Source organism: Actinomadura sp. NPDC023710 (genome assembly GCF_040639875.1).
Lineage (GTDB): Bacteria > Actinomycetota > Actinomycetes > Streptosporangiales > Streptosporangiaceae > Spirillospora > Spirillospora citrea.
Genome location: NZ_JBFAGB010000032.1, coordinates 69,169 through 88,579 on the forward strand (window position 1 = coordinate 69,169; position 19,411 = coordinate 88,579).

The following is a 19,411-nucleotide window of genomic DNA, read 5'->3' on the forward strand; positions in this document are numbered from 1 at the left end:
TCGACGTGACTATCACCGAGACCTCACCCGACTCCGCTGTCCGCGCGCCGGGCGCCGTGGGCGCGCAGGCCGAACAGACCTGGACCCCCCGGCTGTGGGGCGTCCTCGCCGTCCTGTGCGCCGTGTTGTTCCTCGACGGACTCGACGTCTCGATGGTGGGCGTCGCGCTGCCGTCTATCGGCGCTGAACTGGGCCTTTCGACCACGTCGCTGCAGTGGATCGTCAACGGCTACGTCCTCGGTTACGGCGGACTGCTCCTGCTCGGCGGACGCACCGCCGACCTCCTGGGCCGACGCCGCGTGTTCCTCGCCGCTCTCGCCGTGTTCGCGGTGGCGTCGCTGGTGGGCGGTCTCGTCAACGACGGCACGCTGCTGATCGCCACACGGTTCGTGAAGGGGCTGGCCGCCGCGTTCACCGCGCCGACCGCGCTGTCCATTCTGACCACCACCTTCCACGAGGGGCCGGCGCGCAACCGGGCGCTGTCGGTGTTCTCCGTTTTCGGGGCGAGCGGCTACTCGTCCGGGTTGATCCTCGGCGGGCTGCTGACCAGCTTCGGGTGGCGCTGGACGTTCCTGACGCCCGTCCCGCTCGCCGTGATCGCCCTTGTCGCCGGCATCGCGCTGATCCCGCGGGACCGGTCGGCGGCCGAGGGAGGGCACGACCTTCTCGGCGCCGTGACGCTCACCGGCGGCATGCTGCTCGCGGTCTACACCGTGGTCTCGGCGCCCGAGCGCGGCTGGCTGGACCCGGTCACGCTGGGCTCCGTCGCCGTCGCCGCGGCTCTGCTGATCGCGTTCTTCGTCACCGAGAAGAAGGTGCGCCACCCGCTGATCCGGCTCGGCATCCTGCGCATCGGCTCGATCGTCCGGGCCAACCTGAGCATCGTCGCGCTGTTCGGCTCGTACCTGAGCTTCCAGTTCATGATGACGCTCTACCTGCAGGACGTTCTGCGCTGGTCGCCGCTGAAGATGGCCATGGCCCTGCTGCCGGCCGGGCTCCTCGTGGCCTTCGGCTCACCGTTCGTCGGGCGCCTGATCGACCGGTACGGGACGCCCCGCCTGATCATCAGCTCGATGACCTCCCTGAGCCTCGGTTACGCCTGGTTCCTCGCCACGGCCGGAAACGCGCCGCACTACGCGTTCACGATCCTGCCCACGATGCTGCTGCTGGGCGGCGGGTTCGCGTTCGGCTTCAGCTCGATCATGGCGCAGGCCACGGACGGGATCGACGACTCCGAGCAGGGGCTGGCCTCCGGCCTCGTCCAGACCTCCGGCCAGGTCGGCGCCGCCCTGGTCCTGGCCGTGGTCACCGCGCTGGTCGCGGGCGGGACGGCCGCCGGCGGTGACGGCTTCGCCGAGTTCCACCCCGGAGTCAACCTGGTCAGCGGCGTCGCCGTGATCGGACTGGCCCTGAACCTGATCCCGCTCCTCCGCCGCTACCGTCCGAAGCACACCTGACCGTCCCCCGCCAACGTGGGCCGGACCGCGCCTCCCACAGCGCGGCCCGGCCCACGCCCGTGCCCAGCGCCTCTTGCCCGCACCTCCTACTCGCCAGTCAGGCCACGCTTCTTCTTCGCACCTGCCGCCCGAGGAGGGGAGGGCGGTCTGCGTCTCCTGGCGTGCGGTCGGGCATGTGCCTCTACCTCACGCTTCTCGCCCGAATAAGACGGTCTGCGTCTTCTGGCGTGCGGTCGGGCATGTGCCTCTACCTCGCGTTTCTCCTTCGGCAGGCGCAGGTGTCATCGCCACCTGCCACGTCGCCGGGGTTGTCATGCCCCGGTTCGCTCTGCTCTGTCCGCCATGTGGGTGTGCGATGCGGCGGGGGCGGCCTCCTACTGAGGGCGCCCCGCCTCGGGTCAGCTGGGGCGCTTCCAGAAGGGGCGGCGGGGTGGGGACTCGCCGGTGAAGTCGGCGAGGACCTGGAGCGCGCGGGTCCACTGGTCGTTGACGGTGGGCTGGTCGGCGGTGGGGCGGAGGCGGTGCAGGTCGTCGCGGAGCTCGGCGAGGGGCTTGGTGTCCAGGGAGAGGGTCTGCATTCGCTGGACGATCGACTCCAGGATGGGGAGGAGTTCGCTCAGCAGGTGCTGGACGCGCTCTTCGCGTGTGTCGGGGACCTGGCGGAGGCGACCCAGGACGTTGGCCAGTTCCTGCTGGAATCGCGTGAGGGGCGAGGGTACAGGGCCTGCCGCCCGCCGGGCGCGACCGGCGGGGCGACCGGCGGGGCGGCCTGAGACCGGGGGCGGCGCGCCGTAGCCGGGAGGGGCGCCCTGCGGCATGGGAGGCGGGCCGGAGGGGGCCGCCGGCATGGGCGCAGGGGACATGGGGGCCATGGGGGCTGCACCTGCCGGCGGGGCGGCGGCTTCCATGTCGGCGGCGAAGGCGGCCGGGGCCATCCGCGGGGCGGCCATCGGTGCGGCTTCCGCCCAGCCGCGGGGCATCTCCACCGGCTGGACGACCTGGTGCGGCGCCTCGCCCTCGGTCGCGACCCGGCTGTCCACGGCGACGAACGCGGTGAAGCGGCACAGGACGCCGAATCGGAGGGAGGCCGAGATGATGCGCTGTTCCAGGTCGTCGGGGCCGCCGACCGTGTACTGATCCTCCAGGTCGCGCAGGTGTGCGCGGGCCCAGATGGATCGGGCGGCCAGGTTCTCGGCGACGACGCCGGTGGCCTGCTGCGCCCAGGCCGTGCCGTCGGAGGCCGTCCCCCGCACGGACAGGGTGCCGGAGGGCGCGCCTCGGAACCGGCCCGCGATCTGGAGCGGCACGCCGGGGAACAGGGCGCCCAGCCGGGCGGGCGCCACGGTGCCGGGGACGATCTCCAGCCCGTCGGCGTGCAGGTCGAGGCCGGTGGCCAGCGGGGCGGCGATCCGGTGGTGGATGTGCTCCATCGCCTCGTCGAGGCGGTCTTCGGACTCCACCAGTTCGCAGCGGCCCCGGCCGATCGCGGCGAGGCGGTTCAGGAAGCCGGCGTTGACGGCCTGGTCGATGCCGACCGTGTGCACGCGGACGCCGTTCAGCCGTGGTTCGAGGTGGGCGAGGAGCTGGTCCTCGTTGCCGACCTGGCCGTCGGTGATGAGGACGAGGACCCGGTCGCGGTTGGGGTCGGCGAGCAGGCGGCAGCCCTCGTCGAGCGGGGTGAGCATCTCGGTGCCGCCTCGCGCGCCCAGCGCCGCGAGGTGCTCGACGGCGCGGAACCGGTTGCGGTCGGTGCCGTCGACCAGCCCGGAGCCGAGGTCGCGCGGGCGCTCGATGACGGTGTCGAAGGACAGGACGGCGAACCGGTCTTCGGCGCGGAAGGTGTCGACGATGCGCGCGGCGGCGCGGCGGGCGGCGACCATCTTCCATCCGTGCATGCTGCCGGAACGGTCGAGGACGAGCACCACGTCGCGGGGACGGGGCCTCGCCTCCCCAGAGGGCAGGACGGTGAGGCTGAACGTCCCTTCCTCGCCGGACTCGTCCGGGATGAGGGAGAGGGCCGCGCTCTCGCGAGGGGCGAAGTCGAGCCGCAGGACGAAGTCGCGGTCGAGCCGCTCGCCCGGTTGCAGGCGCACGGTCGTCCGCTCGCCGTCGCCCTCCTCGGCGACCACGTGCAGCGCCGACCGGATCTGGGTGAGCGGAAGCCCGGCCGGATCGACGTCGACCCTGAGGGCCAGGCGAACCGGGTTGGGGAAGCCGGGCAGCAGGACGGGCGGGCTGATCCGGGACGCGTCGGGCACGGCGCCGGTGTCGTCGGCCACCCCGGGGCCCGCGCGCTCACCGTCGAGCGGAGCGCCGGGGATGTAGCGGGGGGCGACGACGAGGGGGAAACGGAACGTCGCGCTGGACGCCGACTCGTGCGGCAGCGGCTGGTCGAGGGAGAGGCGGATCGTGACTCGCTCGCCCGGCAGGATGTTGCCCACCCGCATGGTGAACACGTCCGGGCGGTCTTCCTCCGCGATGGCCGCGCGTTGACCCGCGGCGATGGCGGTGTCGTAGTCCTGCCGCGCCTGCCCGCGCTCCTTCAGCCTCCCTTCGATGACCCTGTCCGCGGCCTCCATGCGCAGTGCGGTCACGGCGGCGCGGTCGGGCAGGGGGAAGATGTAGGTGGCCTCCAGCGGCACGTCGAACGGGTTGCGAAAGCCTTGGACGATCTCGATGCGGGCGGCGAGGCCGGTGAGGGACGCGTGCACGTCCACGGAGTCGAGCGGCAGGTTTCCCCTGTCGGTGCTGAGCGCGCCGAGCCCGTGGTCGGGTACCGGCGGCGCGGTCTCGGGTAGCGGCAGGATGCGCACGGTCACTGAATCCTCCGGGGTGGGTCGGCGGGCTGGAAGTCGGGGCTTTCGGCGGGGTCTCGCGCCGGGTCGAGCAGGCCGCGGCGCCGCAGTTCGTCGAGCAGTGGACGCGCGGCCGCCTCGATGGCGGCGAGGTCGTCGCCGTTCAGGTCCGGGACCTCGAGGAGCACGGTGAGGCCGGGCGCGAGGCGGACGCCTTGGACGATCGCGGGCCGGGGCTCGCCGTAGGCGCTGATGTCGACGTCGCGGCGGAATGACACATCGGGTCGCGTGCTCCAGAAGTTCCCTCTCTCGCCGCCCCCCGCCCCTTCGGGGGCTGTTGGAGGCATGCCCTGGCTCTCCGGCCTTGCCTGGGAGTCGCCGAGGGGAGCCCGATCAGCGTCCCGAGTGGCCGGGGCGTTCGAGCCGGGGCGTCCGGCTGCTCGGCCAGGTGAAGCGCCGGGGGCCGGCGGATAGGTCGAACGGGCGTCCGGCGGGTGAGGGAGAGCGGCGATGCGGGCGAGGTCGGCGTCGGTCGCGGCGGCGAGCTCGACCTGGATCTCGGCGATGGAGGCGCCCGAGGCCTGGCGGCGCTTCACCGCGACGAGCTGGAGGAGATGGCGGGGGCCGTACAGGGCGGTGCGGCCGCGGCGGCCGAGGGGCGGGTCGATCAGGCCGATCGTGGTGTACCAGCGGATCAGCCGCTCGTTGGGCAGGTCACGCACCCGGCCGCTGACCTGCGCGGACGCGTCGGCCGCGAGAGCCGCGGCGGCACGGTCCGCCAGTTCGGCGATCGTCCAGGTGTCGTCGTCCATGGCCCGATGATGACACTGTAATGATGACAGTGTCAACTTTGTTCAAGCGCAGTCCGACCTCGCGATGAACCTCCGCGAGGCAGGACGGGGTGGCCGACGACAGGACGTTGCCGTCGACCTGTCGATGGCGGGCGCCATTGCCGAGTGTCGTCTCTGGACGTAGGCGCGCCTGCCTGGAGACGAACCCGTCGTCGAATTGCCCTCTGAAGCGTCGCGGTGGCGGTATTCGCTCTTTGGGTCACTGTTCGGTTAGGCCTTGATGGCCGTGGCCGGAAGTGCGGTCTGGCCGGTCATAAAATGGTCATTCCAGACTGGAGGCCCGAAATAGCACTCAATCACCCTTGGTGATCACGTGGTCGCCCACCGGGGTTGCTTCCAGGTCATGGGAGCCGACGAACCTTGCAGTATCGCGGTCGAAGTACCACGAAGTCCATTAATTGTGGACAGACTCCCGAAATACCTAATTAAGGGGTAAGAATAATGTTCGGTATCGGCGTGTGATCTCTTGAATTTGCTGGTAAAGGTCGCCTGCAGCCTTTAACTTCTCTGGCATGAGCGACGATCTCCTGGTCGAGACGCTGCGGGAGCGCGACCCCGGCGCCCCGCCCGCGGTCTACGACGCCCATGCCGAGGGGCTCTACGCGTACTGCTGGTCCCAACTGCGGGGACGCGACGCGGCACAGGTCGCCCTGCGGGACACCTTCATCGTGGCCGAGGCGCACATCGGCAAGCTGCGCGAACCCGAGCGGTTCGGGCCATGGCTCTACGCCATCGCCCGGCTGGAGTGCGCCCGCCGCATGCCGTCCGAGCACCAGGTGCCGGACGTGCCGGTCACCGGCCACGACCAGGAGGACGTCGACCAGCGCATCACCGCATGGCGGGCGGTGCTGGCGCTGCGGCCCCTCTCCAGGGAGATCCTGGAACTGCACATCAGGCGCCAGTTGTCGGTTCCCGACCTTGCCAAAGTGTTCGGGGTGTCGCTGAGGGACGCACAGACGGCACTCGACGGCGCGCGCGGCGAGCTCGAAGCGGCGTTGACCGTGGAGATACTCGCGAACAAGGGGTCCTGCGGTTGTCCCGAGCGCGCCCTCCTCCTGCGTGAGCGGCGTGGCGATCTCACCGACGACATCAGCAGGCGGCTGGTGGAGCACGCGCGAGAGTGTGCCGCCTGTGGAGCTCTCCGTCCCCGGACCATGTCGGCCGCCCAGGTCTACGGGCTGCTACCGGACGCGTTACCCGCGCCGGAGATGCGGCTCAGGGTGATGAGTTGCTTCCTGGATCCGGAACTTGTCGGCTACAGGCTCTTCGTGGCCACTCGCGTCACCGAGTTCAGGTCCGATGGTTTTCCCGTCCAGACCGCCTTCGGACGTCCCGGACGGACGTCTCGACAAGGTCGGCGCTGGCGGTTCGGCCGCACCCGTAAGGCGTCCAAGGAGGAGGGGGCTGCCAAGCTCTGCGCACAGGTCGGTCGTGCTTTCGCCGTGCTCGTGACTGTCGCGCTCCTGTCCGCGTCCGGGGTCGCCTCCATGTACGCCGTCGGTGCCCGGCGGGAGTCCAGGGACGAGCACGCCGCCCCGCGCCCGACGGCAGTACCCGGCATCTCGCAGAGGCCCGGATCTGGGCGGCAGCCGCATCCACACGCGTCCGACACCCTCGACGCCATCCCCTTGGCCACGTTTCCCCCGGGGGCACAGATCTCGTCCGCTCCGCAGGGTCACCGCTCCCCGATTCCCAAGGCCCGGACCGCGCCGGCCAGGTAGCCCTCCGTAGGCGAACACCAGGTCGAGCGCTTCCGCCCCACCTCATCGCACGGCGTTTGTACCTGCCATTTCCCGAGTCAACTCCTCTTCGTAGCTGATCATTTGCGCTAGGCAGGAACGCGGGCGGGGAGGACGTGATCATGGCACCTGGCGCACCTGAGCTACGTCGCCGTCGCGTGACCCCGTTTCCCGCCGGTGGCAGGGCGCTGCGGTTGGTCGCGCTCACCTCCGGCGTCGCGATCGGCATGAGCGTGCTGGTGCCCGGCGCGTCCGCCCGCCCGTCCGACCCTCCCGGACCTAGCGCGAAGGACGTCGAACACAGCGAACGCGACGTCAGGGAGAAGGCGGCCGAGGTCGGGCGGACGAAGGCCATGCTCGCCCAGGCGGACGGCGAACTCGACAGGCTCGCCATCGCCGCAGAGGCCGCCGTGGAGCGTTACAACGGTGAACTGGTGCAGCTGCGGCGCGCGCAGGAGGCGTACAGGGACGTCCAGGGGAGGCTTGCCGAGGCGAACCGGAGAGTGGAGGAGGCCAGAGCCGAACTGGCGTCCTTCGCCTCGCGGGTCTACCAGGACAACACCGGCTACGACCCGATGTCCTCGGCTGTCGCGGGTGAAGGCGGGCCCCAGGGATTCATGGACCGCGCCGGCATGGTCAAGATGCTCGCCGAACGGCGAACGGCCATGTTCCGCCGGGTCGAAGCCTCCCAGACGGTCGCGGACGTGTTCCGCCGCCAGGCGAAGACCTCACTGGACGAGCAAGGCGCGGCGACGAGGCGCGCCGACGAGGCCAAACGGCTCGCACAGGACGCCGTGGCAACCCAACAGGCCGCCGTCCAGCGCATCGAGGCGGACAAGCGCCGTCTAGAACGCAAGCTTGGCAAGGCGCAGGCGAAGTCCGCGGAGGTCAAGCGCGCGCGGGAACGAGCGCTGGAGAAGGCGCAGACGCGCAAGTTCCGTTCGGACTTCCCCGTTCCGAAGGAGGCGCCGCCCGAGGCGCGCGGTGCCGTCGCGGCCGAGGCGGCGCTCAAGTGGCTCGGCACGCCCTACTCCTGGGGCGGAGGCGGCATGGACGGGCCGACATACGGCATCGCGCAGGGCGCCGGGACCGTCGGCTTCGACTGCTCAGGCCTGACCATGTACGCGTGGAACAAGGCGGGTGTGCAGCTCGACCACTGGACGGGCACCCAGTGGACGTCCGGACCGCACATTCCCATCAGCAAACTACGTGCAGGTGACCTGGTCTTCTTCGCGACCAACCGGTCCGATCCCGCCACGATCCACCACGTCGGCCTCTACCTCAGCAACGGCCGCATGGTGGAAGCGCCCTACACCGGCGCGCAGGTACGCATCGCGAGCATCCACCGGCACGACCTGGTGGGGGCCACACGTCCCGCGGGCTGACGGAAGTCCCCGAAGAAAGCGAGAACCCTTCTGTAGAAGTCCTACAGAAGGGTTCCTCGCGAGCGTCGCGTGGGCGGCAGGGAGCGGGTCGGCGCCGTCCGCGACTCCACACGGCCCGGCCGGCCGCACGGGCCGGGGACGGTTCAGTGGCCGCCCTGGTCGGAGGCGCGCTTGAAGGAACGCTCGATCTCCTGCTCGGCCTCCACGCGTCCCACCCAGCTGGCGCCCTCGACGGACTTGCCGGGCTCCAGGTCCTTGTAGACCTCGAAGAAGTGCTGGATCTCCAGCCGGTCGAACTCGGCCACGTGGTGGATGTCGCGCAGGTGCTCCATGCGGGGGTCCGTGGCGGGGACGCACAGGACCTTGTCGTCGCCGCCGGCCTCGTCGGTCATGCGGAACATGCCCACGGCGCGGCAGCGGATGAGGCAGCCGGGGAACGTCGGCTCCTGGAGCAGGACCAGGGCGTCCAGGGGGTCGCCGTCCTCGCCGAGGGTGTCCTCGACGAACCCGTAGTCGGCCGGGTACTGCGTGGAGGTGAAGAGCATGCGGTCGAGCCGGATGCGGCCGCTCTCGTGGTCCACCTCGTACTTGTTCCGCTGGCCCTTCGGGATCTCAATCGTGACGTCGAAATCCAAGATGTCCTCCGCTCCCTGCGCGCTCGCAGTGATTAGTCTTTCGGGAGCCTGTGGGCGAGGCCGGCACCACAGGTGAGTGTTCCCCTGTATAAGGATGTCGCACGTTGGTGAGTGCTGAGTGGGAGAGGGGCGGTCGCGTGCCTGGACGGGGCCGGGCCCTCGCAGTCCTGTCGTTGTCCCTCCTTAACGTTTTCGCCGTCGCCGCGGGTCTGGCAGTGGTGAAACTCACACCCGACCGGCGCCTGTCGCCGCAACCGCCCAGCGTGGCGGCGCGCGACCTGGTGCGGATCGCGCCGTCGTCCGCGGCGATCCCCGCCGCCGAGCCGGGGTCGGGGCGTCCGCCCGCCCCGTCCGCCCTGGCGGGACGGCTCTCCGCACTGATCGGGGGACCGCAGGCGAAGATCAACGCGGTGGTCGTCGACGCGGAGACCCGGCGGCCGCTGTACGAGCTGCGCGCCGGGCAGCCCGCCACCCCGGCCTCGACGACGAAGCTGGCGACGTCGGTGGCGGCGCTGGCCTCGGCCGGCCCGGCCCACCGGATCACCACCCGGGTCGTGCGCGGCACCGGCGACGGGATCATTCTGGTCGGAGGCGGGGATCCTACCCTGACGGCGCTTCCGTCGCGTCCGGGCGCCGGCCACCCGCCCTACGCGTCGCTCGCCGACCTGGCCCGCCAGACGGCCACGGCGTTGAAGGCTTCCGGCGCGGGCCAGGTCCGCGTGGACTACGACGCCTCCGCCTATCAGGGGCCTCGTAAGGCCGCCAGCTGGAAACCGAACTATCTGCCCGACGGCGAGTTGGCGCCTGTCAGCGCCTTGACCGTCGATGAGGGGCGTGTGGCGCCATCGGACCCGTCCAGCAAGACACGGGTTTCTGACCCGCCTTCTGCTGCGACGAGGGAGTTCGCGCGTCTGCTGTCCAAGAACGGGGTCAGTGCCAAGGCCGGGCGCTCGACGGTCGCGCAGAAGGAGGCCGTGCAACTCGGTGCCGTCCAGTCGCCGCCGCTGTCCGCGCTCGTGGAGCATCTGCTGACCGACAGCGACAACGACGTGGCCGAGGCGGTGGCACGACAGGTGGCCATCAAGCTGGGCCGTCCCGCGACGTTCGCCGATGCCGCGCAGGCCGTCCGGCAGGTTCTCGCCGGGCTGGGCGTGGCCGAGGGCGTCTCGGTCAACGACGGCAGTGGGTTGTCGCCCCTCAACCGCATCTCGCCTTTGGCGCTTGCCCGGATCGTCTCGCTCGCCGCCGGCGGGGACCATCCGAACCTGCGCCCGGTCATCACCGGTCTGCCGATCGCGGGGTTCTCCGGGACGTTGGGCCCGCCCCGCTACACCGTGGCGGCCAGCCAGGCGGGCGCGGGCATGGTGCGCGCCAAGACCGGCACCCTGGCGGGGGTCAGCACCCTGGCCGGACTCGCCTACGACGCGGACGGACGTCTGCTCGCCTTCGCGTTCATGGCGGGGGACGGCAAGGGACCGGTCGACCCCGGCAAGCTCGACCAGCTCGCCGCGGCCGTGGCCACCTGCGGATGCGGCTGATCTGAGGCCCCACACCCGAGCCGTGGCGCGGGTGTGGGGGCGTCCGTACGGGAGATAACCAGAACGGTTGTTCGTTGAACGACCATGCAGGGCGCTCCGGCGCCGCGTTCCGAACGTACGGTGGTGACATGAGCGCCTCAATGATCGACTGGAACCTGGCGGTCCAGGCCGGCACCCGGCTCGTCAGGCCCGGGCCGCAGGTCACCCATGCCGAGGCCCGTGAGGTCGTGAAGGAGCTGCGCGCCCTGTCGCAGATCGCTCATGGGCACGTGCGGGACTTCACCGGCATGGCGTCCGAACTCGACCCCGACCCCGCGACGATCGTGGACAGGCCCGGCTGGATCCGCGCGAACGTGGACGGTTTCCGGGTGGTGCTGGAGCCGCTCATGGAGCAGATGTCGGAGAAGGGCAACGGCGGCCCTCTCGGTGGGGCGGGCAACGTCGTCGTCCAGGCGGTCGGTTCCCGCGTCACCGGCATGCAGGTGGGCGCGATCCTGGCGTACATGGCGAGCCGTGTCCTGGGCCAGTACGAGCTGTTCCTGCCGCCGGACCCCTCCGGCCGTGCGCCGACAGGGCGGCTGACTCTGGTCGCACCCAACATCGTCCACGTGGAGCAGGAGCTCGGTGTGGAGTCGCGTGACTTCCGCCTCTGGGTCTGCTTGCACGAGGAGACGCACCGCGCCCAGTTCACCGGCGTCCCATGGCTGCGCGAGTACGTCCAGGACCAGATGACCAAGTTCCTCCTCGCGTCCGACCTCGACCCCGGCATGATGCTGGACCGCATCAGGGACGCGGCCGAGGCCGTCGCCGACGCCGTGCGCGGCGGTGACTCCAACCTCATCGACGCGATCCAGACGCCGGAGCAGCGGGAGATCCTCGACCGCCTCACCGCCGTGATGACGCTGGTCGAAGGGCACGGCGACTACGTCATGGACGCGGTGGGCCCCGAGGTCGTGCCGTCCGTGCAGCAGATCCGGTCGCGCTTCCAGGGACGGCGCTCGGGCGGTTCCAAGCTCGACAAGACGATCCGGCGCCTGCTCGGAATCGACCTGAAGATGAAGCAGTACGCGGAGGGTTCGCGGTTCGTGCGGAGGGTCGTCACCGAGGTCGGCATGAGCGGCTTCAACCAGGTCTGGCAGTCGCCGGAGACGCTCCCGACCCACGACGAGATCAAGGAACCCACCCTGTGGATGAGCAGGGTCGTCGGTACACGCGCCATTGACGCCCCGCCGGAGGCCAACGAGGCCTGACCACGGCGCGCTTGAGGCCGTACCTGCCTCGGGCGCGCGGCGCCGTGTGATGGTAGACGTTTGCCATGGGCCCTGATCCGGCTGTGGCTGCGGTACGTCTTGCGGTGCGTCGCGTGCTCGCCGACCTGCCCCAGGGGGCGATGGTGCTGGCCGCGTGCAGCGGGGGCGCCGACTCGCTGGCGCTGGCCGGGGCGTTGGCCTTCGAAGCGCCCAGGGCAGGACGTCCGGCCGGAGGCATCACCATCGACCATGGCCTGCAGAGCGGCTCGGACAAGCGGGCCGACGCGGTGGTCCGAACCATGGTCGCCCTTGGCCTCGACCCAGCGGGTTCTGTCGCGGTCACCGTCGACGGATCCGGGGGCCCAGAGAACGCGGCCCGCGACGCCCGGTACACGGCCCTGGATGATGCCGCCCTTCGATTGGGCGCTACCGCCGTCCTGCTTGGTCACACGCAAGACGACCAGGCCGAGACCGTCCTGCTAGGGCTGGCGCGTGGTTCCGGAGCCCGCTCGTTGGCCGGCATGCCCGCCGGATTCAGGCGCTCCGACGTCTTGTACCTGAGACCCTTGCTGGAGCTTGATCGCGCCACTACCCGCCGCGCCTGCAAGGCCATGGGGCTGGACGCCTGGGACGACCCCCACAACATCGACCCCGCCTACGCGCGCGTGCGGGTCCGGCACGAGGCCCTTCCCGTCCTTGAGAGAACGCTCGGACCGGGGGTGGCCGAAGCGCTGGCACGGACGGCCAGGATGCTGCGCGACGACGCCGACGCCCTCGACGAGATGGCCGCGCGCGCCTACTCGGACCTGGAGACCTCCGAAGACGGCGCCGATGTGGCCGTCCGCCTGGAAGGGCTCGAAGGGCTGCCCAGAGCCGTCCGAACGAGGGTCCTGCGGACGGCGGCGGTCAGGGCCGGCAGCCCACCGGGTACGCTCGCGGCGGTCCATATCGATGCAGTGGATCGGCTGGTCACGGCCTGGCACGGCCAGCGGCACGTGGATCTGCCCGGGGGGCTGCGCGCCGTCCGGAGGTCTGGGAAGCTGCTGTTCGGCCCGGTTTGACGTCGCGGCGTGTGCGGATCGTCACGCGTCGCGTCCGCCGCGCACGGCCCGAACGGCGCGCGGCGGTGTCCGTCCGACGTCCGTCCCACCGGACGGGCGAGGTCTGAGCTATGAGGTGGGGTTGTGGACGAGAAGGACCTGGGCAACGACCTGGCGAAGGTGCTGATCCCCGAGGACGACCTGCAGGCGAAGGTGCGCGAGCTCGCCGCGCAGATCGACGCCGACTACGCGGGCAGGGACCTGCTGCTCGTCGGGGTCCTCAAGGGCGCCGTCATGATCATGGCCGACCTGGCACGGGCGCTGCACTCGCCCGCCTCCATGGACTGGATGGCCGTGTCGTCCTACGGCTCGGGCACCAAGTCGTCCGGCGTCGTCCGCATCCTCAAGGACCTCGACACCGACATCCTCGACCGGCACGTCCTGATCGTGGAGGACATCGTCGACTCGGGCCTGACGCTGTCGTGGCTGGTGAGCAACCTGCGCTCGCGCAACCCGGCCTCGCTGGAGATCTGCGCGCTGCTGCGCAAGCCGGAGGCCGTCACGACCGACATCGACGTGAAGTACATCGGCTTCGACATCCCCAACGAGTTCGTCATCGGCTATGGGCTCGACTATGCGGAGCGGTACCGGAACCTGCCCTTCGTCGGAACCCTGGCCCCGCACGTGTACGGCGGGGACGGATCCTGAGCGTCCCGGAGGAGGTCAGGGGGACGGCGGGGAGGGCCTGATCGCCCCGGACGCGCCCACACTGCTCGGAGGCGCATCAACGTCCCAGGGAACAAGCGACCGTGACGAATCGTTGCAAAGGTCGTTGACGGGTATAGGCAAGGGATGTGGGAGAACGGCGTCGGCTGCGTCTCCTGCGCCTGCGGTGTACCGTCGGTGTCCCGGACCTCGGGTTCGGGAAGCCATATGTGGGAAGCCGCCACGGTGGGACCGGAGCCCCGGGCGACGGGCCTTCCCGTTGGTCGCATTGTTGGTCGCAGTGGCGTCCGTCCCCAGGGACGGGCGAGGATCGCACACAGACGTTGGTCAGGAGGGACGGGCCCCTACGGGGTAACCGGATAAATGGACGTGAAGCGCTATTTTCGCGGGCCGCTGCTGTGGATCCTGCTGTTCGGCCTCTTGGTCGCCCTGGTCATGTGGGGCGTCAACCCCGGCCGTTCGTTCGAGAAGGTTGACACCTCCAAGGTCGTCCAGGAGATCAACGCGGGCCAGGTGAAGTCCGCGAAGATCATTGACAAGGACCAGCGGATCGAGCTGACGCTCACCAACGGCAAGCAGCAGCAGTCCTCCTGGGTCGAGGGCCAGGGGCTGCAACTGCAGCAGCAACTGCAGAACCAGGCCAACGCCGGCAAGCTGCCCGGCGGCTACAACGTTGATGTCCCGAAGCAGAGCTTCTTCCTGAACCTGCTGTTCAGCCTGCTGCCCATCGTGGTCATCGTGCTGATCTTCCTGTTCATCATGAACCAGATGCAGGGCGGCGGCTCGCGGGTGATGAACTTCGGCAAGTCCAAGGCCAAGCTCATCACCAAGGACACCCCGAAGACCACCTTCGCCGACGTGGCCGGGGCCGACGAGGCCCTGGAGGAACTGGAAGAGATCAAGGACTTCCTGCAGAACCCGGCGAAGTTCCAGTCCATCGGAGCCAAGATTCCGAAGGGCGTGCTGCTGTACGGCCCGCCCGGCACCGGCAAGACGCTGCTGGCGCGCGCCGTCGCCGGCGAGGCGGGCGTGCCGTTCTACTCGATCTCCGGCTCCGACTTCGTCGAGATGTTCGTCGGCGTGGGCGCGTCCCGGGTCCGCGACCTGTTCGAGCAGGCCAAGACCAACGCCCCCTCGATCATCTTCATCGACGAGATCGACGCCGTCGGCCGGCACCGCGGCGCGGGCCTCGGCGGCGGCCACGACGAGCGCGAGCAGACCCTCAACCAGCTGCTGGTCGAGATGGACGGCTTCGACGTCAAGGGCGGCGTGATCCTGATCGCCGCGACCAACCGTCCCGACATCCTCGACCCGGCGCTGCTGCGCCCCGGCCGCTTCGACCGCCAGGTCACCGTGGACCGTCCCGACCTGGAGGGCCGCAAGGGGATCCTGCGCGTGCACGGGCGCGGCAAGCCGTTCGCGCAGGACGTCGACCTCGACGTGATCGCGCGCCGCACCCCGGGCTTCACCGGCGCCGACCTGGCCAACGTGATCAACGAGGCGGCGCTGCTCACCGCGCGCTTCGATCGCAAGCTGATCGACATGGACACCCTGGAGGAGTCCATCGACCGCGTCATGGCCGGGCCGGAGCGCAAGACCCGGGTGATGTCGGAGAAGGAAAAGAAGATCATCGCCTACCACGAGGGCGGGCACGCCCTGGTGGCGCACGCGCTGCCGAACTCCGACCCGGTGCACAAGGTGACGATCCTTCCGCGCGGGCGGGCCCTCGGCTACACCATGACCCTCCCGATGGAGGACAAGTTCCTCACGACCCGTTCGGAGATGACCGACCAGCTCGCCATGCTCCTGGGCGGGCGCACCGCCGAGGAACTGGTCTTCCACGAGCCGACGACCGGCGCGGCCAACGACATCGAGAAGGCCAGCTCCATCGCCCGCAACATGGTGACCGAGTACGGCATGAGCGAGCGCCTCGGCGCGCGCAAGTTCGGCACCGGGCAGGGCGAGGTCTTCCTCGGCCGCGACATGGGCCACGAGCGCGACTACTCCGAGGACATCGCCTCCGCGATCGACGACGAGGTCCGGCGCTACATCGAGGGCGCGCACGACACCGCCTGGGAGATCCTCGTCGAGTACCGGGACGTCCTGGACGAGCTCGTCGTCAACCTGATGGAGAAGGAGACGCTGTCCAAGAACCAGGTGCTGGAGATCTTCGCGCCGATCCAGAAGCGGCCGCACCAGAACTCCTACACCGGCTACGGCAAGCGCCTCCCGTCCGACCGTCCGCCGGTGCTGTCGCCCAAGGAGCTGGCCCTGCTCGGCCCGCAGGACGTCACCGACCTGACCAAGAACAACGGCCAGAGCGGCGTCACCTCTGAGGCCGTCGACCCGGCCCCGGGCGAGAGCTGACGACCTTGGCGATCCCGTACGACGAGGCGCCGATCGAGAACGACCCGCCGGGCGAGACACTGCACGGCGGGCGTTTCGACCACGCGCGCATCGAGAGGGCCGTCCGCGAGATCCTGATCGGCATCGGGGAAGACCCTGACCGCAACGGTCTGCGCGACACCCCCGCCAGGGTGGCGCGCGCGTACGCCGAGCAGTTCGCGGGCCTGCGCCAGCAGCCCGAGGACGCGTTGACCACGGTGTTCGACGCCGACCATGAGGAAATGGTCCTGGTGAAGGACATCGAGGTGTACTCCGTGTGCGAGCACCACCTGGTGCCCTTCCACGGGGTCGCGCACGTGGGCTACACGCCCAACAAGAAGGGCCAGATCACCGGTCTGTCGAAGCTGGCCCGGCTGGTGGACGTGTACGCCCGCCGGCCGCAGGTGCAGGAGCGCCTGACCAGCCAGGTGGCCGACGCGATGATGAGGGTGCTGGAGCCCCGCGGCGCCATCGTGGTGATCGAGGCCGAGCACCTGTGCATGACGATGCGCGGGGTGCGGAAGCCGGGCGCGAAGACGGTGACGTCGGCGGTGCGCGGCGACTTCCGGGATCATGCCGAGACGCGTTCCGAGGCGATGAGCCTGATTCTCGGCCGCTGACAGTCTCTCGGGTCTCCCGGGTTCGTCCGAACGTCTGAACGGGCCTCAGCGTCAAGCTGAGGCCCGTTCTGCTGCTCCCGGAGGGTATGCCGGACGGATGTGGCGGTTGAAGCGCCGCTGCGGCCGGTCGATTCGAAGGCATAGGGTTGGGTGACATGACCAGTGCCGCCGTTCCGGGGCTGCCCGAGCCAGGGCGCTGCCTCGTCATGGGCGTGGTCAACGTGACCCCCGACTCCTTCTCCGACGGGGGCGCCTGGTTCGACCCGGAGAAGGCGATCCGCCACGGGCTCGATCTCGTGGGCGAGGGCGCCGACATCGTGGACGTGGGCGGCGAGTCGACCCGCCCTGGCGCGCAGCGCGTGTCCCAGGAAGAGGAACTGCGCCGCGTGGTTCCCGTCATAGAGGCGCTCGTGGCCGAGCACGTCCCCGTGAGCGTCGACACCATGCGCGCCGAGGTCGCCGAGGCCGCGGTCGACGCGGGCGCGCGGCTGGTGAACGACGTGAGCGGCGGCCTGGCCGACCCGGACATGCCGCGCGTCGTGGCCGCCGCGGGCGTCCCCTACGTGGTGATGCACTGGCGCGGCCACAGCCATGACATGTACAACCGCGCGATCTACACGGACGTGGTCCGTGAAGTGCGCGACGAACTCCTGCACAGGGTCGACGCCGTGCTGGGGGAGGGCGTCGACCCGTCGATGGTGGTGCTCGACCCTGGGCTGGGCTTCGCCAAGAACCCGGAGACGGGGCACAACTGGTCGCTGCTCGCCCATCTGGACGCGTTCACCGGGCTCGGCTACCCCGTCCTGGTGGGAGCGTCCCGCAAAGGGTTTCTGACGCGGCTCCTTGCGGAACCGGACGGGACGCGCCGTCCGTTCGGCGATTGCGATGACGCGACCGTGGCCATCACGTCTCTCGTGGCGGCCGCCGGGGCATGGTGCGTGAGAGTGCACAGGGTCCGGCCCAACGCGGACGCGGTACGAGTGGCGGCCGCGATGCGCGCGGCGCGTCCGGTCGATCAGGACAGCATCACCCAGGACAGCAAAGACGATGGGAGTCCCCGCCTATGAGCCGTGCCGTGAACCGCGCCGACGTGGACGAGGTCCATGCCGAGTTCTATGCCGCGTTCGAGGCCGGTGACTTCGACCGCATGTCGGCGGTCTGGGCGGACGGCCAGTACGCCGAGGGCGTCTCCTGCGTGCACCCCGGCTGGACGATGCTGCGGGGACGTGAGGCGGTCCTGCGCTCGTGGGCGCTCATCATGGCCAACACGTCCTACATCCAGTTCGTGCTCACCGACGTGGAAACGGACGTGTACGGCGACCACGCCGTGGTGACGTGTAAGGAGAACGTCCTGACCGCCGATGAGGACACCGAAGCGGGGTTCCTCGCCGGCGGAAGCATCGTGGCGACGAATGTGTTCGTACGGGCGGGCGGAGAGTGGCGGCTTCTGCTTCACCACGGGTCTCCCGTCCTCAACGTCGTGGATGCAGAGGAAGAATGACTCTCGACCGCATCGAGTTGCGCGGGCTTCGGGCACGGGGCCGCCACGGATGCCTGCCCGCCGAGCGCGACCTGGGCCAGGAGTTCGTCGTGGACGCCGTCCTCGGCCTCGACACGCGCCCCGCCGCGGAAGGCGACGACCTTTCGCGTACCGTCGACTACGGAGCGCTCGCCGGACGGCTGGTCGCCGCCGTGGAGGGGGAGCCCCTGAACCTCCTCGAAACGCTGGCCGACCGGCTGGCGAAGATATGTCTGGAAGATCGGACGGTGTCCGAGGTCGAGATCACCGTCCACAAGCCGAGCGCCCCGATCCCGCACCCTTTCGCGGACGTCGCCGTGAAGATCACGAGGAGTCGCCCATGACAGCGTCCGACCGCATGCCCGACCGCACCGCCACCGGGGGGCACATGCTGGTCCAGCACCGTGTCGTGTTCTCGATCGGCAGCAACCTCGGGGACCGCCTGGACAACATCCAGGAGGCGGTCGACGCCCTGTTCGACGCACCGGGGCTGAACTTCGTGGCGTTCTCCCGGGTCTACGAGACCGCCCCCTACGCGCCGCCAGGGGAGAGCATCCCCGAGCAGGGCGACTTCCTGAACATCGTGCTCATCGCCGACACGCGCCTGCCTCCGGAGAACCTGCTGGAGCGGGTTCTGAACATCGAGAACTCGATGCGCCGCGAGCGCGTGGTCCGCTGGGGTCCGCGCACCCTCGACATCGACATCGTGACTTTCGGGGACATCACGTCCGACGACCCCGATCTGACGCTCCCGCACCCGCGCGCGCACGAGCGCGCGTTCGTCCTCGTCCCGTGGTCCGACATCGAGCCGGACGTGCTGCTGACCGGGCACGGCCGCGTGGGAGACCTGGCCGAGGCCAGGCAGGCGGAGGGCGGCCCGTCGATCTGCCGCCGGCGTGACGACCTGGCTCTGCAGCAGCCTGCATGAAGCCGTCCCGCCCGCTGTTCCTCGTCGCCCTCGTGGTCGTCATCGGGGTGATCACCTGGGCGGTGCTGCGTTCCGCCTACCTGTCGTTGCCCCCGCTGCCGTGGACGGCGGTGCCGACGCTGCTGCTGCTCGCCCTCGGTGAGGCGTTCACCGGGCTGAACGTGTTGCGCCGCATCCGCCGCAAGCCTTCCAGCGGACGCGGGGCGGACGCCTCCCGCAAGCCGAGGCAGAAGCCGCTGGATCCCCTCGCGGTGGCGCGCCTGGCGGCCCTGGGGAAGGCCAGCGCGCATTCCGCGGCGGTCATCGCGGGCGTGTTCGGCGGCTTCGCCGTCAGCCTCGCCTCCTCGCTCGACAAGTCGACCCCCCGGCACGACTTCTTCGTGAGCGGCGGCACGTTCCTCGCGGCCGGCGTGCTCGTGGCGGCGGCGATCTTCCTGGAGTACGCGTGCCGGGTCCCCAAGGGGCCGGACGAGGAGCGCCGCGACCACCCCGGCGCGTCCCGAGCCTGAGGGAGCGCCGCGGCGGGCCGGAACCGGCGCCGCG

Annotated in this window: 17 protein-coding genes; 14 read left to right on the top strand and 3 right to left on the bottom strand. The window is 70.3% G+C overall.

The window, feature by feature from the left end; all coding sequences use genetic code 11:
* Nucleotides 1-5: 5 nt before the first annotated feature.
* A complete protein-coding gene (locus tag AB0H37_RS31655) occupies nt 6-1,457 on the top strand; it encodes an MFS transporter (RefSeq protein ID WP_360616638.1) in 1,452 nt (483 codons plus the stop codon).
* 398 nt (nt 1,458-1,855) lie between these two features.
* On the opposite strand, the gene AB0H37_RS31660 is transcribed toward AB0H37_RS31655, so the two are convergent.
* Nucleotides 1,856-4,276 carry a VIT domain-containing protein gene (locus AB0H37_RS31660; protein WP_360616639.1) on the bottom strand — a complete coding sequence of 807 codons (2,421 nt, stop codon included), beginning with the start codon at nt 4,274-4,276 and terminating at the stop codon, nt 1,856-1,858.
* Nucleotides 4,273-5,064: a MerR family transcriptional regulator gene (locus tag AB0H37_RS31665; RefSeq protein WP_329098267.1), complete on the bottom strand. Its 792-nt coding sequence runs from the start codon at nt 5,062-5,064 to the stop codon at nt 4,273-4,275. Before AB0H37_RS31665 ends, AB0H37_RS31660 begins: the two co-directional genes overlap by 4 nt.
* Before the next feature lie 551 nt (nt 5,065-5,615).
* Here AB0H37_RS31665 and AB0H37_RS31670 point away from each other — a divergent pair.
* Together AB0H37_RS31670 and AB0H37_RS31675 are read left to right on the top strand one after the other, a co-directional pair.
* On the top strand, nt 5,616-6,824 hold the full coding sequence (locus AB0H37_RS31670) for a sigma-70 family RNA polymerase sigma factor (RefSeq protein WP_360616640.1): 1,209 nt from the start codon (nt 5,616-5,618) through the stop codon (nt 6,822-6,824).
* Between the two features lie 176 nt (nt 6,825-7,000).
* Nucleotides 7,001-8,227: an NlpC/P60 family protein gene (locus AB0H37_RS31675; protein WP_360616641.1), complete on the top strand. Its 1,227-nt coding sequence runs from the start codon at nt 7,001-7,003 to the stop codon at nt 8,225-8,227.
* Between the two features lie 143 nt (nt 8,228-8,370).
* Here the strand turns inward: AB0H37_RS31675 and AB0H37_RS31680 are convergent, their stop codons facing one another.
* On the bottom strand, nt 8,371-8,862 hold the full coding sequence (locus AB0H37_RS31680) for an inorganic diphosphatase (protein WP_179837865.1): 492 nt from the start codon (nt 8,860-8,862) through the stop codon (nt 8,371-8,373).
* Between the two features lie 218 nt (nt 8,863-9,080).
* Here AB0H37_RS31680 and dacB point away from each other — a divergent pair, with 218 nt between their 5' ends.
* The 11 genes from dacB (at nt 9,081) to AB0H37_RS31735 (ending at nt 19,377) form a co-directional block, all read left to right on the top strand.
* Nucleotides 9,081-10,400, top strand: a complete 1,320-nt coding sequence (dacB, locus tag AB0H37_RS31685; RefSeq protein WP_329098272.1) for a D-alanyl-D-alanine carboxypeptidase/D-alanyl-D-alanine-endopeptidase — start codon at nt 9,081-9,083, stop codon at nt 10,398-10,400.
* A 140-nt stretch (nt 10,401-10,540) separates the two neighbouring features.
* A complete protein-coding gene (locus AB0H37_RS31690; protein ID WP_329098507.1) occupies nt 10,541-11,650 on the top strand; it encodes a zinc-dependent metalloprotease in 1,110 nt (369 codons plus the stop codon).
* Nucleotides 11,651-11,715: 65 nt separating this feature from the next.
* Nucleotides 11,716-12,711 (top strand): tRNA lysidine(34) synthetase TilS, encoded by a 996-nt coding sequence (gene tilS / locus AB0H37_RS31695; RefSeq protein WP_360616642.1) that lies wholly within the window; start codon nt 11,716-11,718, stop codon nt 12,709-12,711.
* Nucleotides 12,712-12,834: 123 nt separating this feature from the next.
* Nucleotides 12,835-13,398: a hypoxanthine phosphoribosyltransferase gene (gene hpt / locus AB0H37_RS31700; RefSeq protein WP_329098277.1), complete on the top strand. Its 564-nt coding sequence runs from the start codon at nt 12,835-12,837 to the stop codon at nt 13,396-13,398.
* 381 nt (nt 13,399-13,779) lie between these two features.
* The gene (gene ftsH, locus AB0H37_RS31705; protein ID WP_179837861.1) at nt 13,780-15,783 is read left to right on the top strand and encodes an ATP-dependent zinc metalloprotease FtsH; all 2,004 of its coding nucleotides are present in this window, start codon (nt 13,780-13,782) and stop codon (nt 15,781-15,783) included.
* A gap of 32 nt (nt 15,784-15,815) precedes the next feature.
* Nucleotides 15,816-16,421 carry a GTP cyclohydrolase I FolE gene (gene folE, locus AB0H37_RS31710; protein WP_179839116.1) on the top strand — a complete coding sequence of 202 codons (606 nt, stop codon included), beginning with the start codon at nt 15,816-15,818 and terminating at the stop codon, nt 16,419-16,421.
* A 155-nt stretch (nt 16,422-16,576) separates the two neighbouring features.
* Entirely contained in the window at nt 16,577-17,488 is a 912-nt protein-coding gene (gene folP / locus AB0H37_RS31715; protein WP_229810660.1) for a dihydropteroate synthase, read from the top strand.
* Nucleotides 17,485-17,922, top strand: a complete 438-nt coding sequence (locus AB0H37_RS31720) for a nuclear transport factor 2 family protein (protein WP_179837860.1) — start codon at nt 17,485-17,487, stop codon at nt 17,920-17,922. The genes folP and AB0H37_RS31720 overlap by 4 nt, the downstream gene beginning before the upstream one ends.
* The gene (gene folB, locus AB0H37_RS31725) at nt 17,919-18,284 is read left to right on the top strand and encodes a dihydroneopterin aldolase (RefSeq protein ID WP_329098281.1); all 366 of its coding nucleotides are present in this window, start codon (nt 17,919-17,921) and stop codon (nt 18,282-18,284) included. The genes AB0H37_RS31720 and folB overlap by 4 nt, the downstream gene beginning before the upstream one ends.
* The gene (gene folK, locus AB0H37_RS31730) at nt 18,281-18,868 is read left to right on the top strand and encodes a 2-amino-4-hydroxy-6-hydroxymethyldihydropteridine diphosphokinase (RefSeq protein WP_179837858.1); all 588 of its coding nucleotides are present in this window, start codon (nt 18,281-18,283) and stop codon (nt 18,866-18,868) included. Before folB ends, folK begins: the two co-directional genes overlap by 4 nt.
* Entirely contained in the window at nt 18,865-19,377 is a 513-nt protein-coding gene (locus tag AB0H37_RS31735; protein ID WP_179837857.1) for a DUF3180 domain-containing protein, read from the top strand. Before folK ends, AB0H37_RS31735 begins: the two co-directional genes overlap by 4 nt.
* Nucleotides 19,378-19,411 lie beyond the last annotated feature (34 nt).